Genomic DNA, 15,665 nt, shown 5'->3' with positions numbered 1-15,665 from the left:
CGAACCGTCCGAGTCCGCACTAGTGCGACTTCTCGTCACGGGTCAGCAGCGAGGTGCGCTGTCGGGCGCACGACCGCCGGGTCACCGGAACGGGCCCCGCCCGCGATCGACGTGCGCGTGCGGAAGCGAAGGTGCGTCAGGTACCGGCGGCAACCGGATCCTCCGGTCGGACCGCACTGCGGGCACGGGTCGGATGTCGTCCCGGGCGGAACGCCGACGCCCGCATTTCCCGGGACGCCCGACGAACTGCCGGTACGGGCTGCGGGACCGACGGCGTCATCGGTCGAACAGACGGCCAGGCATAATACCTCAGCTCCGACCTCGGGACAGAGGCAGGGCGCTGGCTGGTGGATCATCTACGACGACGTGACGTGCGACGGCCTCACGTCCTGATCTTGGCCGGCCATGAGCACACGGATCGGCAGAGCTGTTGTGCAGAGCGCTTACGCGCCAGTCTCGCCCCGTCTTCGTCACCATCGACGACACCTGCGATTTCAGCCGCTCAGCGCGTACAACGCGGCTCAGGCCCACGACCGATCAGCCTTCGCACGGGTGGCTCGCCTGGACGCCGTGTTCTGTACCAGCGACGACATGGCACTGGGCGTCGTCGGCGCACTTCGTGAGACCGCCTCGTCGAACACCGAGGAGACCATCGTCATCGGCGTCGACGGAATCCCGAAGACCTTGAACATGATCGCCACCGGCGGCAGTCCTCTGTGGGTGACAATCCCCCCGGGACTCCCACCGCCTCGCGGAAAGCGCTGTCGAAATCTCCAAAGGATGGTCGACGGTCGCACAACGATGAAGCGCGCCATTCTCAAGCCGAGGGTGTTCGAGGCATTTGAAGAGTTGCGTCCGCGGGCGGCCGAACTCGACGTGGGGGCACTCCCCGGTTGCGCGGAGGATTTGTTCTCCGGCCTGCGATCCAGCGGTCGCACGCGATGACCTTCAGCCGTCTTCCAGCTTGGCGCGCAGGTCGTCGGCGGCGGGGTCGCCCAACGACTCGAAGACCTCCAGCGCCTGCTGCCACGCCTCACGCGCCGCCCGGACGTCGCCCGCTGCCGCGTGGATGTCGCCCAACTGGGTCAGGGTCTTGGCCCGGTGCGAGTCGTTGCCGGATTCCCGCCACAGCTCCATCGCCCGGCGGTGGTAGGCGATGGCCTCGTCGTGCAGACCCAATCCCGCCTTGGCGAAACCCATGCTGTCGAGAGTGTCGGCCTCGCCCTGCCGGTCGCCCAACGCGTGCAGCAGCTCCAGCGCTCGGCCGCACTGCTCCAGCGCGTGGTCGTAGTGGCCCAGGCGCGCCTCGAACCACCCGATGGCGCTGAGCGTCCTGGCCTCCACGGTGCGGTTGCCCGTCCGACGGTAGAGCTCCAGCGCTTCGTGGGCCCGGTCGATCGCCTCGGCGGGCATGCCGAAGCGGTCCAGGACGACGGCCGTCGAGTAGCGCGCGATGGCTTCGCCCTCCACGTCGCCGATCTCGTGGAACGCCGTCGCGGCCCGCGTCAGCTCGGCCAGCGACTCGTCGCGTCGCCCGAGGTTGGCGTAGGCGTTGCCGAGCAGGCGGTGCGTCACCGCCCGGGCGGCCACATCGCCGAGCCGCCGCGTCGCGGCCATCGCGGTGCCCAGGCACGCGACCAGGTCACGCCAATGGCCGTACCAGTACAGGTACGACGCGAACGTCCACGGCAGCTGCCAGGCGTGCACGTCCAAGCCGGTGGTCGTGGCGCGGTCGACGGCGGCCAGCACGCAGGCGTACTCGGTCGTGAACCACGTCGCCGCCTGCCGCCGCGACGGGATCGGCCGCACCACCGCGCCCGGCACCGGCGGCGCGAGCGTGACGGGGTGGCGGAACGGCTCGATCGCCAGCGACGCGGTGAACCCCGTGTGCAGGTAGTGGTCCAGCACCCGCAGGACGGCGGCGTCACGGTCGGCCGGATCCTCCTCGGCCAGTTCCGCCGCGTACGCGCGCAGCAGGTCGTGGCACCGGAACCGGCCAGGCTGGTGCTCCTCCAGCAGGTGCGCCCGGGTCAGCTCGGCCGCCACCCGCCGGGTGGACGACACGTCAACGCCGATCAACGACGCCGCGGCGTGCAGGCCGGTGTCCGGCCCCGGCGCCACGCCGAGCAGCCGGAACAGCCGCGCGGCCGGCGCCGAGAGCGTGCGGCAGGACCAGGAGAACACCGCGCGCAAACTGGTCCGCGGGTCGCCGGCGTCCAGCACGTCCAGCCGATCCTGCTCGTCGCCCAACTCGTCCGCGAGGGCCCGCAGCGGCACGTGCCGCGCCGCGCCCGCCCGCGCCGCCGTCACGGCCAGCGCCAGCGGCAGCCGCGCGCACCGCTCGACCAGCAACCGGACCGCCTCCGGCTCGGCCGACGCCCGCTGCTCGCCCAGCCGCAGCGCGAGCAGTGCCTCTGCCTCCTCGTCGTCGGGCACCGCCAGGGGCACGGCGTGCGCGCCTTCCTCGGTGACCAGGCTGGTGAGCCGATCGCGGCTGGTGACCACCACCCGGCTGGGCGAGTCCCCACCGGGCAGCAGCGGCCGCACGTGCTCGGCGTCCGCCGCGTTGTCCAACACGATCAGCATCCGCCGGGTCGCCACCCGGCTGCGGTACAGCGCCGCCTGGGCGTGCAGGTCCACCGGGATCGAGTCGGGCGGCACGCCCAAGGCGTCGAGGAACCCGCGCACCGCCTCGGCGGGCAGCAACGGCGCCGAGGTCGGGTCGACCCCGCGCAGGTTCACGTAGAGCTGCCCGTCGGGGAAGTGCCCGGCGTTGCGGTGCGCCCAGTGCAGCGCCAGAGCGGTCTTGCCCACGCCGGCCATCCCGTCGATCACGGCCGTCGGCGTGTCGTGCAGCAACACGTCGAGCGCGTCCAACTCGACGTGCCGCCCGCTGAACCGCGGGGTGTGCGCGGGGAGTTGGCGCGGCACCGCACCGTCCTCCGGTGGGCGCGGCTCGCCCGGCACACGCACCCAGGCCGTGCCGGTGGTCTCCTTGACCGTGAACCGGACCCGGCGGAACGCGTCCGGCTCGCTGGCCGGGCTGTGCCGCACGACCTCGTCGTGGAACCAGTCCGAGACGACCAGCACGAGCGGTGCGGCCGACTCGCCGAGCGCGGCCTTCACCGGTGGGGCGTCGAGCAAGCGGAACGTGTGGTTGACCGCGACCCCGACGACCCCGTGGTCGTCGAACTGCACCTCGCCCGCGTGCACCGCCACCCGCAGCCGCATCCGCTCCGCCGCCCCGCGCCCGGCGTTGTGCCCCCGCACCTCGGCGAGCAGCGCGTCCGGCAGCACCTCGGTGAACAGGGCCTTCACCACGTCCGGCGGGGCCAGCACGAGCACACCGTCACCCCGGTCCTCGTGGTGGCACGCCTCCCACGGGATGCCGCACTCCCGGAACGCCGAGAGCAAGGCCGAGTACAGCCCGTCGCGCACCGCGACCCGGTCACGGTTGGAGCGGCCCTGATCGCCGAAGCCGGCGACGTCGACAGCCAGCACGGTGCGATGGACGGCAGGCTTCACACCCACGCTATCGGCCCGAACGGGTACTACGTTCCCCCGCGACGAGACACTGTTCGGCCGCCTGCCGATCACAGCACGGCAGCCGGCGGCCCCAAGCCCGTCCGCCGGCATCGCTGATGGACCGGCCTCACTCGGCGGCTGGTCCTGGCGGAGCCGGGACCAGCGCACGGACGTGGACGGATACCCAGGGTGGCCCGGTGCGGACGTGAAGCCCGGTCAGGATGGCTGGTGGACCGACTGGAAGGACATCAGCTGCTCTGCGAGGAGTTCGGTGCGAGCCACGGCGCGAAGTGGCCGAGGCCCGGCAGTTCGCGGTGGACGTGACGCTGGAGTTCAGGGCGAACGAACAGTGCAACCTGCGCTGCCAGAAGGCCAAGCCCGAAACCTTCTACGACTGCACCTGAGCCTGTCTGGCTGCCAACGACGGCGGCGTCGGCATGGGCTTGGACTCGTTGCAGGTCGGCGAGACCACGCTGATCAACCCGGAGGTCAGGCGACGGCGGAGTCCGGCACCGACAGCACCCGCCGCGGCAGATCGGCACGCATGGCCACCACACTTGCCCTGGGTTGCGAGGACGGGGTGATCGTGTCCCCGGTCGTGGTGAGGGCCGCGGAGGATGCGGGCGCGGTGGAGCACAGGACGAGCGGTTCACCGAGTTCGTCGACGCCTGGGGCGCCCGCTACCCGGCGATCGTCAGGTTGTGGGACAACGCCTGGGCCGAGTTCGTGCCCTTTCTCGCCTTCGACGTGGAGATCCGGCGGGTGATCTGCTCGAGCAACGCCTTCGAGAGCGTCAACGCTCGCATCCGCCGCGCGGTCAAGGCCCGGGGCCATTTCCCCAACGAGCAGGCCGCGCTCAAGTGCGTCTACCTCGCGGTGAGCAGCCTGCATCCGACCGGCACTGGCCGCAAACGCTGGATGATGCGCTGGAAGCCCGCCCCTCAACGCTTTCGAGATCGCCTTCGACGGCCGCCTGGCCGCTAACCCCCTTCAAGCCCGAGTTGCACCGAGCTGGGGCGCAGCTCGTAGACGGTGTGCGAGTCGAGCACGTCGGGCGGGAGGCGGTTGATGTCGACGCTTCCCGAGATCGAGAATGCTCGCCGGGGAGTGCCCGCAGGTCGATCTCGAACTCGTCGGCGCCGCGCAGGACCCAGTCGGGGAATCGGTTGCGGGCCAGCAGCGCGGTGGTCACGCTGGCGGTGTTGAGCTCGACCGGCCTGCCGTGGATGTTGCCGACCACCCGCAGCACCGTGGTGCGGTTGTCGTGGTTCAGCCCGGTCAGTCGGCGGATGCGCTCCTCGTGCCGACGCTTCATCGCCCGCAGCGTGTCGACGTCGAACAGCTCCCACAAACTCTTGTGGTCGATGACCCGGTGCTGGTCGTGGCACAGCAGCATCAGGTTCTCCGCCGAGTTGCGCTGCCCGACAGGAAGTTCATGGTCCCCACGCGGCGAACCGGCGGCGGTCGACCAGCCGACGATGTGCGCCAACTGCCCGATCGACACCTCCTGCCCGGTGACCGGATCGGCCAACAGGTACCGGTTGCAGATGGTGCACCGTCGACCGGCGGCCACCCACACCTGCCGCGCCACAGTCTCGGACACGGCCCGAGTCTCGCCTCCCGGCCCCACCGCCCTGGTGGCGGACACGGTGCCACCGGTCATGTGCATCACCCTCCGATCGACCCCACTCGGGGACTTCACGGAAGTGTGCAACAGGGGACCGACAAATCCGGGACGTCAGGAGCCGTACCCACTGAAACCGAGCGTTCCTCGACGAAACCGTCCATGGTGAACCGGGCCGACACACCATCTGTTCGATTCCTGAAGTGGTTCGGAACCTCGAGGGAAGGTTTGTTCGTCAGATAGCTGTCACCGCGTCGGTGGTCAGCCGAGGTCTTCCAGCCAGAGCACGCGTTCGATGACGACCCGCCGCTGCTGTTCGAGGATGACGTAGACGACCAAGCCGTGGCCGAAGCCGTAGATGAGTTGGCGTAGGGCTCCGTCGGGGTTGGCGCGGTGGTAGGGCTCGCCGGGTCAGGGTTCGTGGGTGAGCAGGGTCATCGCTTCGGTGAACGGGGTGTCGGCTTCGGCGGGCAGTGCGTGGACTTGGTCCCAGACCTCGTCCGGGAATTCGATCGTGTAGGTCACCTACAGGCCGCGTTCCGTTCGCAGTTCGTCCCAGGTGCGCAGCCGCGGCGGGGTCTGTCCGGTGAGGGTCTGGTCGACGCGGGCCAGCATCCGTCGGTGGGCGGCAGGGTCGCGTCGGGTGACGGTGGCGATGCGCCACCAGTGGTCGAGCACGTCGCGAACCGGTTGCGGGCTGGAGTGCTCCACGGCGTGGCCGAGGGCGTGGCGGCAGTCGGCGTCGAAGGCGTCGCGTTCCTCGGGCAGCAGCGCCGCGCGGATCGCCTCGGGAGTCTTGGCGATCTCCGGGGGCGGTTCGTGTGCGGCGGCTGCGGTCACACCGACACCGTAGCGCCACCGCCAGGGTGCGGCGCGGCCTACCGGCGAAGGATTGCTCGCTGTAACGCGAGCACCTCCCCGAGACCGGGTCGGCGCACTGGAACCTCGACGAACTCCACTCCTCCGGCCGCGATCGCCACCGCCCGGGGGCGGCCGTGGTCAAGCTGGCGGCGGGTACGACTCCCGCGGTGGTCACTGTCCAGTCCCCGTCGTCGCGGAGAGTTCCGCAGTCTGTTCGTGCTCCTCCACCGCGGCGCGCAGCGCCGGCAGCACGGCGGCCGCCGCACCCGGCCCGGACAATCCGTCACGGGACCGGAGTGATGGCACGGGCCGGCCGAGGAACCGGTACGGATCGGGAACCCCGGAGGGGATCTCCGCAACCGGGAAACAGGCCGCCGCCGCATCAGGTGCCAACGCACACGCCGTGAGTGCCGCGGCGGCCGCGGCCGGGCCGGCGAGGAGCACCGGCGCCCGCACGGCCCGCGCGCCGAGGATGAAACCGGCCAAGGACGCGATGGCGAGCCCACCGCACGCGGCCAGGATCTCCAGCGGATCCCCTTCGGCTTCCCCGCTACGCCGATCCGCCGCCGCGCGCGCACCCGGCTCGTCCAGTGCCGCGAACGCCTCCGGCGCACAGTTCATCAGGCGCGCCAGGACTGCGACAGCACAACCGTCGTCACCGTCGAGCACGTCACCGACGAGCCACCCATGGCCCGTGGCGTAGTAGTCCCGCGCCATCTCGATGCCGGTCTCCACCGCCTGGACCATGTCGTCGCGCCCGAGCCGCGCCGGACCGTTCGCCGGCTTCCTCGACAGCAGCCCGGACAGTCGCGGCAGGCTCTCCCGGACGCCGACGTCCACCACGCACGCCTCGACGCCGGTCATGGACATCAACCGTTCCCCGGCGCCGCCGCCGAGAAATTCCCGCACGGCCGGTCCGGCTCTCCCGCAGGAAAAGTCCGTGTCCGCCGCGAACAACGCCAGCACGCCGTAGGGCGGCAACGTCCGTGGTCCGGTCAACGACATCACAGCTGACACCACATCCGCTGCCCCGGTGGGATCGGCCGCCTCTAGCGTGGGGAATCCGGCGATCGTCTCCTCGAGCAAGTGCACCGGGGCCCGCCCCGGCAGTCCGCGCTGCCCGAAAACCTCATGGTGGATCACCCACGCCAGCGGTCGACCACGCACCCACCCGGTGTACGCCAGCCCAGGCCGGACCGGGAATCGCTCCACATAGCCCAGGCACAAGCACGCGATGACCTCGAGATTGCCGGGCAGCCCCAGCACCCGACCCATCTCGGCCACATCGAAGGCCGCGACGAAACAGACCCCGACACCCTCGGCCCTCGCCGCCAACCACAGGTTCTCAATGGCGTACCCCACCGAGCGCACCAGCGGCTCGGATTCGTCCGGTGTGCCCAGCGTGTACCAGCCACCTCGGGTCGCGTCACACGTGACCACCACACACAACGGAGCCCGCTCGATAGCGTCGATTCGCAACCGTGCGAATACAGCCGCCCGGCTCGGCGGCAGAGATTCCGCGAACTCCGCCTGCGTCCGACTGACCAGCTCCTGCAACCGAACCCGCTGAGCCGGCGACCGGACAAGCACAAAATCCCACGGCTGTGCCATACCCACACTCGGCCCCGCATGCGCCGCGCCGAGCACCCGGGTCAACACCTCATCAGGAATCTCGTCCGGCAGAAACCCGGTACGGATATCCCGCCGCTCCGCGATCACTCGATAGATTGCCTCGCGATCCGAATCAGAATACGACCAGTCCACGGCACCCAACCTCTCTCCTCAACGCAACCCGACCACAACCCCACGTCAACTCACCGTTCGCACACCTCCGCACCCGGAACAATCCGTTGAACCGCCTCCGGCACGAGCCACTACGTGATTCATGATGGTGGACAGACGCGCACCGCCACATGATCAACCATCGAGAACCGGTCGACGATCGCGATTCCTGCTCGACGCGTCAGATCGAGTCCTACACGGAGGTACGCCCACGTTTAAATACTTGCTTGACCATATGTCGTTTCGGGACGAGCGTTGAGAGACTCCACGCGTTACAGCAACCCCCTGACACTCCACACCCCAGCGTCCACTAAACCGGTGCAACGCCACCAAGATCAAACGCGCGCTGGAAGGGTGATCAACGAAACGAGGATGGCTCAGGGGCGCCGGGTGGTGGGCTGATACCGACGGCGCGGACCGCCGGTCGGTGACCGGCGGTGGCCTGGGGCCCTAGCCGCGAATACGCCGTCCCTTCGCTCTGACGATGGTCAGGGTGACGTGATGGTGAGGGTGACGACGCCGGTCTGGGAGGTGACGCCGGTGGTCAGGCAGTCGAGGGGGTTGAGGGCGGGGTAGGTGACGACGCGGATCGCGGTGTCGCCGGCGAACTGGCCGGCGGTGATGGTGCCGATGCGGGTGATCACGATGTTGCCGCCGACGATGGCCGTGGTGGCGTTGAAGGCGAACGTGCTGGTGTTGCCGTTGTTCCAGTTCAGGACGAAGGTCCCGGAGGAGGCGTCCGGCAGCATCAGGCAGGAGCCCGGCGCGGTGAAGGTGGACCCGCTGACCGCCGCGGTCACGGTGGGATCGCTGGACACGCACGGGCTGTAGATGAGATTGGTGGTGACGGTGACGTTCTGGGTGGCGTATTTCAGGCCGGGTGAGATGGTTTCAGTGGCGGTGCCGACGCAGGTGACGTCCTGCTGCACCGCACCGGCCGGTGCCGCGCCGAACAGCATCAGAGGTGTCGTGATCACCAGCGCCAGTACGGCAGCGCCGATTCGACGGATCATGGACAGCGGAGTTTTGCCGATATTCATGGGATGACCATTTCTGAACGGTAGTCGGGTGCGGCGGATTGCGCGTCCACCGCGAGCAGGCCCGTCGACACCAACGGCACGCTCGCGACCAAGGCCGCTCTACGTCGCCAACCGGATCTGTGACGTGACTCCTGCGATAATACGGTATCCATTGTCCGATCCGTTCTTCGAAAGTCCGCAACAGCCCCGAACTGCCCATGCGCGGCATGAAGGGATGTGCGGACACCACCGCGAAACCGGGACACCGACACCATAAATCGTCGGTCGCCGAGTCGGCAGCGTGAACGGGCAACTCGCAAGTCGGACCCCGGGTACCCTCTCCGTTTACATCGTCGAATGTCCTCCGATCGCCCTGCTCGATGATTCGTGCACACTGGACGGCCAGCAATTGACCACTGTGTGGATACATCCTCTGCACTGCGGCGACAAGCGTCAAGCGCGGTGCACGAAGCAAACGAGTGAACCGTGGCCTGTGAACGGGTGACAGCAGTGCGCAATAATAAGGGCTCGCGTGGCGGCCGAGTAGAGCACCGGGAGATCCTGCGCTGGTGCCCGTTTCCGGGCTTGGGCTGGTTGAGGGACTTCGGTCGGCAGACGAGGGAACTTCTGGTAGTTCGGACGTTGTCGAAGCGCCGCTCTGCCAGGAGTTCCGTTGTTGTCGTGCCCGATGCCTGTGGACGGGTCCACTGCGGGTGCCCCTTGCTGCCGCCTGGCCGTCTCCCACCAACCCACCGTGCGGACGGCCCGGTATCCCACCGACGTCACCGATGCCCGGTGGGCCGAGCTCGATCCGCTGCTGCCCGATCCCGCGTGCCTGGCCGGTCGCGGTGGGCGGTGGGAGAAGCACTGCCGCCGGGTGATCGTGGACGCGGTTCTGTACGTGGTCGACAACGGCATCAAGTGGCGGGCACACTGCCCGCCGACTTCCCACCCTGGCCCGCGGTCCACAAGCGTTTCGCCGCCGGGGAGAAGGTCGGTGCGACGCAGCGGCTGCTCGACGAACTGCGCGACCGTGTCCGGCTCGCGGATGGCCGGGTGGCGGTGCCGTCGGCGGTGGTCATGGACTCGCAGTCGGTGCCTGCCGCCGAGACCGTCGGCAGAGCAACCCGCGGTTGGGACGTCGGGAAGAAGATCGCGGGCCGCAAGCGCCACATCAAACGTGCTCGTTTGGTCGCTAATGAGCAAGGTTGGATTGATAAGGTCGTCTGGCCGTGAAATACTCGAGAGTGATTGTCGTCCGTGCTGTAACGCCGATTGGTGTTGTGCGGAGATTGTGGTCCGAATCTACTCCTGCTTCACTGCTTGCTGACTATGACCCAGGTTGACTTTCTTAGGTCAGCCGGAGGTCATTCACCTCGACTGGACCGCTGGTCAAGCTGTTGTCAGCGGATCGTCTGAGGTGGTGATGGTCGTGGTGTGGAGTGAGTTGGCGAGTGATCTCGGCGGCGTCGTGCTGTTCCTGGTGTGGCTCGTGATCCCTCTGCTCTACCTCGTCGCTGTCGATAGGCGGTACGTGCGGCAGTGCCGGGAGAACGCACAGGCGGCGGTTTGGGCGTGCGATGAGGTGCGCCTGGTCCGTGAGGAACAGAGGGAAGGCAGCCATGACGTTGTCGTTGGTGAGTGACGGGGACCAGGGAGAAGGTGGGGAGAAGCCTGCTTCATTGTTCGATGATCCGAAGATCGTCGGTGAGGTTCAGGAGTTGGTGGACGACCAGGCTCCACGGCTGTTCGCGGTCGTGCAGGAGACGTTCGGGCCGCCGGAGGACTTGCAGATCGTGGCCTGGGGGATGACCACCAAGACCGGTGTGGAGGTGGTCGGGGTCCACAGTGGGGCGCGGATGGGGTTGCAGTCGGCGGAGAACGCGCTGATCTTCTACCGGGCCGGTGGGCGGGCGATCCTGCGGATTTTCTGGGTCGGTGGTCAGGGTGGGGAGTAACGGGCTGCAGACGGCGTTGGAGTGCGTCGGGCGCGGGTGGCCGGTGGTTCCGGGGGCGCTGTGGGGCGACGGCACCTATGTCGACCCGGTGACCGGGGCCGAGTCCGATGCGCTGGCCTTGTCGGCTCCGGCGTTGGCGACGTTGGACCCGTACGAGGTTCGGCGGCTCTGGCCGGTCGTGGACGACGGGGTGACGCGGTCGGCGTTGGCTGTCGTCGGGACGTTGATGTCCGCCGTGGTGGTGGATGTCGAGGCGGCTCGGCGGGTGGTCGCGTCGGAGTCGTTCAGGAGTTCCCCGACGCCGGTGGTGATGCTGCCGGTGCCCGTGGTCGGCGTGATGGTCGAGTCGGCGGTGTTCGTGGTGTCGTCGGCGGAGGGACTGGACAAGAGGTTCGTCTTCCCCACGGGTGGTCTGTTGCCGCTGCCGCCGGCGGTGGTCGAGGGCTACGAGACGCAGTGGCTGGTGTCGCCGGTCGAGGCTGACGGGCTCATGAGCGGACCGGAGCTGGCGAGCCTGTTGGCGCTGGAGGTCTCCAGCGGTCGTTGATCGCGAATGGCGGTTTGGCGTGAGGTGCCCTCGCCTGGCACCTGTGGGACGGGACGGCCGCGTGTGAACCATCCTTTTGGATGGCGTCGCACGCGGCCGTTTCGCGTGTGCGGGACGGGTTGGCTTGTCCCGTCCCAAGAGGCACTTCGGTGTGTTCTGCTGGTCACCGAGGTGCCGAGGTTGTCCCGGCCGTCGTGACGAACAGCTCGCTCCACCAGCGGAAATGCATCGGGCTAGCGGCGGTCGCGGACGTGTTCGATCACGGTCGAGAGGTCCGACTTGAGGTCGTCCAAGCGGTCCGTGATGTCGTTGAGCCGCTGCTCGAAACCGTCCAAACGGGACCACAGGCTGTCGGTCGGGTCGGTGATCGGCTCGTCGGCCTCTGGTGGCCTTCGGCCGTGCAGCACGGCGTCCAGGTGCTGCGGGTGCCAGCCGAGGGCTGTCGACAGGGACTCCAGGGTCCGCGGGCTGCGTCGGCGCTCGACTGTGTGGTGCTGGATCTCGCGGACGATCGCCTGCGAGACGTGCGAGCGTTCCGCAAGCTCGCGTTGACGCCAACCCAGCTCATTGACGCGCTGGTTGATGGCCTTGGCGACTGCCGCCCAATCCTCCGACACGTATTCCTCCGCGCTCCGCCTCAGCGCTGAGATTAGCCGTCTTCCGCTGTTCCGTGACGTGACCCGGCGCATTTCGCGCCGGGTGCGATCAAACGCGCCTTCCGTTGCGCTGAAATCGGCAATCTAGAGCTGAAATCGTCAGCCCGATTAGTCGAAGGGCATTTCTGATGCGTACTTCTCTGCCTTCTTCCGGCTACACCGTTCGTCAGGCCGCGTGGCTGCTCGGTGTCGAGCCGAGCACGGTGCACCGCGCGGTTCGGCTCGGGCGGCTGCCGCTGGTGCGGCGGCGTGGCCGGTTCGTCGTCCCGGCGAACGTGCTCGTGCTGTTGCTTGGCGAGCCCCGTTCGGGAGGCACGCCGTGAACCTGGTCGCGATCGCGTGGGAGTTGGACCGGCTCCGATGGGTGCCGAGTGAGGTGTTGGCCGAGGTCGTCGGGCGTGACGGGCTGTGCATGTGGGCGTTCACGGACTCGCCACCGTGGGCCGATGAGGAGTTGACCGACCGCGAGTTGGCCTCGCGGATGTGCGCCGGCTGCCCGGTGCGGGACGAGTGCTTGGAACTGGAGTTGCGCACCGCCGGTGAGAACACCGTGGGGGTGTGGGGTGCGCTGGCTGCCGAGGATCGGCGGGAGCTGCATTCGCACTGGCTGAGACGTGGTGAACGGGTGGAGAGGGGGCCGCGTTCATGAACGCTCTCAGTCTCACTCCTACTCAGGTGCTCGCGGGTGTCGGCGTGGTACTGGTGTTGCTGCTCGTCTGGCGGGCTGGTGCTCGGCGAGCGAAGGCCGCCGCGAATGCGGCACAGACGAGTGCACGGCTGGTGTCGCTCGCCGGTCGGGTGGCGCTGAACGCGGTGTTGATCGTGCTTGTTCAGTGGGTGGTGATCACACATCGCGGTGACGGGTGGCTGCTCCTGGCGGTGCTCGTCGTGCCAGCGCTATTCGCGTCCTACACGTTGACGCGGGCGCTGACCGTGACGACGTACGAGCCGTCTCGGCGTCGGGGTGAGCGGCGATGGGCGAGTCGGTCGAGCGGGTGGCTCGGCAGGTCGACCGGTTGTGCTGGACGGGGATCTTGCTCGGGTTGGCGTTCACGATGACCAACGTCCAGCAGTTCGCGGCGGCTGGTGCGCCGGTGTGGTCGCTTGCCTGGTGTGCGGCGTGGCTGCTCGACCCGATGGTGTCGCTGGTGCTCTTGGCGATCCTTCGGGCCGAGCAGGTCACCGCTCGGTATGGCGTCCGGATGGGTGGATGGGTGCGAGCGGCGAAGTGGTTCACGCTCGCGGCCACGTACGTCATGAACACCTGGAGTGCGTTCGTGGCCGGATCGGCGGCGCTCGTGGTGCTGCACTCGGTGCCGCCGTTGGTGGTGTTCGTGGCGGCGGAGGCGGTCACGGAGTTGCGGGACAAGCTCGGCGCGGCCGTGAACGCCGCGCCGAGCGCTCCGCCGGCACCGGTGCCCACCGCTCCGCGGACGTCGTTCGCGGACTATCTCGCCGTGGCTCAGGCGGCGCGGACGCCGGACGTGAAGGTCACGCCGGCGTGGGTGCGGGAGGTCACCGGGTGCTCGCGTGGCCTGTCGTCACGGCTTGCGGCGGCGCTCACGGAGGATGGGGGTCGTTCACGAACGGCGACCTGGTGCCCGCTGAGCCGGTGCTCGATGGCGAGTTGGTCGGTGAACCGAAGACGCTGGTTCGGCGGTTGGGGAGCGGCTGGCGTCGGGCCGGCGAAACATCACAACTGAAGTCATCACGATTGCTTCAGTGTTGGTTGAAAGAAGTCACCACTTGGCTTGTGCGTCTCCCTGGCCGGTTCGTCGGCGGAATTGGCAGGGGAGCACTGGTGGCAGCTCGGGCGTGGCGGCGCTGGGTTCGGGTGCGGGACTACCGGGAGGCTGCGGAGCAGTCCGAGAAGTTGGCGGACAAGTTCGTGGAGATTCGCGCCTTGACGCTGTTCCGGTGGAAGGTGACCGGTGCCCTGGTTGGAGCTGTCGCGGCGGCATTGCTCGTGCTGTACGTGCTTTACGGCTCGGTTGCCTTGTGGAGCGCGGCTGGGTTGGCGTCGGTGGTGCTGGCGATCGTGGGTCGGCGGAAGGACGGATCGCCGGGGCGCAAGGCGGTGTTGGGCGGACCGCGGACGCTGGCTTGGACGATGGACTCGCAACTCCTGGTCGACGCGTTCCGGGACGCGAAGCTGATCGGCAAGGACGAGACCTTGCGGTTGGTCGAGCGCGCGGTACGAGTAGGGCAAGGCTGGGCGGTCACGGTCGATCTTCCGGCCACGCGGAAGGCTGCCGACGTCATCAAGCACCGGGACGCGCTCGCGTCGGCGCTGGCGGTGGACGAGGTACAGCTCATCGTGGAGCGGGTCCGCGGTCGGGGCGGGCACGCGGGGCGGGTGGCTCTGTGGGTCGCTGACGAAGACCCGTACGCCAGTCCGCCGTTGCGGACGCCGTTGCTCGACGTGGAGCGGTGGGACGCGTGGCGGCCGGTGCCGTTCGGGCGGGATGCGCGGAACCGGCGGATTGATCTTCCGTTGGTGTGGACGTCGTTGCTTGTCGGTGCGATTCCCAGACAGGGCAAGACGTTCGCTACTCGGTTGGCGGCTGCTGGGCTTGTGCTGGACCCGTACGCGCGGCTGTACGTGTTCGATGGGAAGGGCGGCAAGGATTGGGAGGCTGCCGAACAGATCGCCTACAGGTACGTGTGCGGTGATGAGCTTGAGCACGCGTACGCCGTGCGGGATCACCTGGTGGAGTTGGTTGCAGAGGTGCAAGCTCGATATGCCCGTATGGCCACTTTGGACGATGAGATCTGTCCAGAGTCGAAGATCACCTCGCGGGACATGGACCTCGGGATGCCGATCACTGGAGTGGTGATCGATGAGGTTCAGGTGTTCCTGGAGACCGCGGCGCGGGAGCAGGTTGGCGGCAAGAAGACCACGCTCGGCGCGTACATCGCCGACCTGTTGACCTACCTCGTGCGGAAAGGGCCGGCGGCCGGTGTGGTGGTCATCCTGGCCACTCAGCGGCCGGACTCGAACACCATCCCGTCGCGGTTGCGGGCGGTGCTCGGCTCGCGGTTCGCGTTGCGGGTGATGGACTGGCGCGACTCAAACATCGTGCTCGGCGAGCAGATGAACACCCGTGGGTATGACGCTTCGACCCTGCTGCCGAGTCACAAGGGCGTCGGCATCCTGCGGCCGGACGGCGAGACGGACGCCGGCGCGGACATGATCGCCATGACCGTGCGGACCTACTACATGCCCAACGCCGAGTGGCGGGTGATCTGTGCGCGTGGTCGATCGCTGAGGGAAGCCGCGGGCACGCTCGCCGGTCATGCCGTGGGTGACGATGCGCCACGTCCGATCGACTCGTCGTCGGTCGTCAAGGCACTGGGGAGCGGGACGGCTGACAGGTGGGTGGTGGACCTGCCGGAACCGTTGGCTTCGGTCGTGGACTACCTCGGTGAGGAGCTGGATGAGCGGGAGTTCGTGCCCACGTCGGAGTTGGTCGAGGCGCTGGAGGTCGAGGCGGTCACGTTCGCTCGCGAGATGAGCGAGCTGGGGTGCAAGCCGCTGCGGCAGTACGTGTCCGGCGGCGACGGATCGCGGCGTGTGCGGGGATACCTGACGGCGGACATCCGGGCGGCTGTCGAGCGGGCGGCGGCTGATGAAATCGGCTCGCAGGCCGGTGATCAGGCATGACCGATGACGGCCGTGTCACCGTGCGCCTG

Annotated in this window: 14 protein-coding genes and 4 pseudogenes; 12 read left to right on the top strand and 6 right to left on the bottom strand. The window is 68.4% G+C overall.

The window, feature by feature from the left end; genetic code table 11:
- Positions 1 to 552: 552 nt before the first annotated feature.
- Positions 553 to 945, top strand: coding sequence for a hypothetical protein (locus ACWEFJ_RS02490; protein ID WP_449712673.1), 393 nt, complete (start codon positions 553 to 555; stop codon positions 943 to 945).
- A gap of 3 nt (positions 946 to 948) precedes the next feature.
- On the opposite strand, the gene ACWEFJ_RS02485 is transcribed toward ACWEFJ_RS02490, so the two are convergent.
- Entirely contained in the window at positions 949 to 3,501 is a 2,553-nt protein-coding gene (locus ACWEFJ_RS02485) for an ATP-binding protein (RefSeq protein ID WP_449712672.1), read from the bottom strand.
- Positions 3,502 to 4,179: 678 nt separating this feature from the next.
- Between ACWEFJ_RS02485 and ACWEFJ_RS02480 the strand changes: the two are divergent.
- Positions 4,180 to 4,507, top strand: a pseudogene (locus tag ACWEFJ_RS02480) (transposase); the annotation flags it as partial.
- Positions 4,508 to 4,894: 387 nt separating this feature from the next.
- Here ACWEFJ_RS02480 and ACWEFJ_RS02475 read toward each other — a convergent pair.
- The 4 genes and pseudogenes from ACWEFJ_RS02475 to ACWEFJ_RS02460 all read right to left on the bottom strand — a co-directional run.
- Positions 4,895 to 5,188 (bottom strand): annotated as a pseudogene (locus tag ACWEFJ_RS02475) (HNH endonuclease); the annotation flags it as partial.
- 486 nt (positions 5,189 to 5,674) lie between these two features.
- A complete protein-coding gene (locus ACWEFJ_RS02470) occupies positions 5,675 to 5,989 on the bottom strand; it encodes a DUF6247 family protein (protein ID WP_449712671.1) in 315 nt (104 codons plus the stop codon).
- 192 nt (positions 5,990 to 6,181) lie between these two features.
- Positions 6,182 to 7,774 carry a 5,6-dimethylbenzimidazole synthase gene (gene bluB, locus ACWEFJ_RS02465; protein WP_449712798.1) on the bottom strand — a complete coding sequence of 531 codons (1,593 nt, stop codon included), beginning with the start codon at positions 7,772 to 7,774 and terminating at the stop codon, positions 6,182 to 6,184.
- A 506-nt stretch (positions 7,775 to 8,280) separates the two neighbouring features.
- A complete protein-coding gene (locus ACWEFJ_RS02460; protein ID WP_449712670.1) occupies positions 8,281 to 8,832 on the bottom strand; it encodes a hypothetical protein in 552 nt (183 codons plus the stop codon).
- 667 nt (positions 8,833 to 9,499) lie between these two features.
- On the opposite strand from ACWEFJ_RS02460, the pseudogene ACWEFJ_RS02455 reads away from it, so the two are divergent.
- The 5 genes and pseudogenes from ACWEFJ_RS02455 to ACWEFJ_RS02435 all read left to right on the top strand — a co-directional run.
- Positions 9,500 to 9,682, top strand: a pseudogene (locus ACWEFJ_RS02455) (transposase); the annotation flags it as partial.
- Positions 9,683 to 9,732: 50 nt separating this feature from the next.
- On the top strand, positions 9,733 to 10,047 hold the full coding sequence (locus ACWEFJ_RS02450) for a hypothetical protein (protein ID WP_449712800.1): 315 nt from the start codon (positions 9,733 to 9,735) through the stop codon (positions 10,045 to 10,047).
- A gap of 106 nt (positions 10,048 to 10,153) precedes the next feature.
- Positions 10,154 to 10,456 (top strand): hypothetical protein, encoded by a 303-nt coding sequence (locus tag ACWEFJ_RS02445; protein ID WP_449712669.1) that lies wholly within the window; start codon positions 10,154 to 10,156, stop codon positions 10,454 to 10,456.
- Positions 10,434 to 10,769: a hypothetical protein gene (locus ACWEFJ_RS02440; RefSeq protein ID WP_449712668.1), complete on the top strand. Its 336-nt coding sequence runs from the start codon at positions 10,434 to 10,436 to the stop codon at positions 10,767 to 10,769. The genes ACWEFJ_RS02445 and ACWEFJ_RS02440 overlap by 23 nt, the downstream gene beginning before the upstream one ends.
- The gene (locus ACWEFJ_RS02435) at positions 10,759 to 11,316 is read left to right on the top strand and encodes a hypothetical protein (RefSeq protein ID WP_449712667.1); all 558 of its coding nucleotides are present in this window, start codon (positions 10,759 to 10,761) and stop codon (positions 11,314 to 11,316) included. Before ACWEFJ_RS02440 ends, ACWEFJ_RS02435 begins: the two co-directional genes overlap by 11 nt.
- A gap of 233 nt (positions 11,317 to 11,549) precedes the next feature.
- Here the strand turns inward: ACWEFJ_RS02435 and ACWEFJ_RS02430 are convergent, their stop codons facing one another.
- The gene (locus tag ACWEFJ_RS02430; RefSeq protein WP_449712666.1) at positions 11,550 to 11,933 is read right to left on the bottom strand and encodes a helix-turn-helix domain-containing protein; all 384 of its coding nucleotides are present in this window, start codon (positions 11,931 to 11,933) and stop codon (positions 11,550 to 11,552) included.
- A 167-nt stretch (positions 11,934 to 12,100) separates the two neighbouring features.
- On the opposite strand from ACWEFJ_RS02430, the gene ACWEFJ_RS02425 reads away from it, so the two are divergent.
- The 5 genes and pseudogenes from ACWEFJ_RS02425 to ACWEFJ_RS02405 all read left to right on the top strand — a co-directional run bounded on the left by ACWEFJ_RS02425 (position 12,101) and on the right by ACWEFJ_RS02405 (position 15,636).
- Positions 12,101 to 12,295, top strand: a complete 195-nt coding sequence (locus ACWEFJ_RS02425) for a helix-turn-helix domain-containing protein (RefSeq protein ID WP_449712665.1) — start codon at positions 12,101 to 12,103, stop codon at positions 12,293 to 12,295.
- Positions 12,292 to 12,621 carry a WhiB family transcriptional regulator gene (locus ACWEFJ_RS02420; RefSeq protein ID WP_449712664.1) on the top strand — a complete coding sequence of 110 codons (330 nt, stop codon included), beginning with the start codon at positions 12,292 to 12,294 and terminating at the stop codon, positions 12,619 to 12,621. Before ACWEFJ_RS02425 ends, ACWEFJ_RS02420 begins: the two co-directional genes overlap by 4 nt.
- A pseudogene (locus ACWEFJ_RS02415) lies at positions 12,618 to 12,944 on the top strand (hypothetical protein); the annotation flags it as partial. The gene ACWEFJ_RS02420 and the pseudogene ACWEFJ_RS02415, both read left to right, overlap by 4 nt.
- 2 nt (positions 12,945 to 12,946) lie before the next feature.
- On the top strand, positions 12,947 to 13,675 hold the full coding sequence (locus tag ACWEFJ_RS02410; RefSeq protein ID WP_449712663.1) for a hypothetical protein: 729 nt from the start codon (positions 12,947 to 12,949) through the stop codon (positions 13,673 to 13,675).
- Positions 13,570 to 15,636 (top strand): cell division protein FtsK, encoded by a 2,067-nt coding sequence (locus ACWEFJ_RS02405; RefSeq protein ID WP_449712662.1) that lies wholly within the window; start codon positions 13,570 to 13,572, stop codon positions 15,634 to 15,636. The genes ACWEFJ_RS02410 and ACWEFJ_RS02405 overlap by 106 nt, the downstream gene beginning before the upstream one ends.
- Positions 15,637 to 15,665 lie beyond the last annotated feature (29 nt).

The sequence above is a fragment of the Actinosynnema sp. NPDC004786 genome (genome assembly GCF_053601135.1).
The sequence above is the reverse complement of the archived record's forward strand: the minus strand, read 5'-3'. Positions and strand labels throughout refer to the sequence as shown.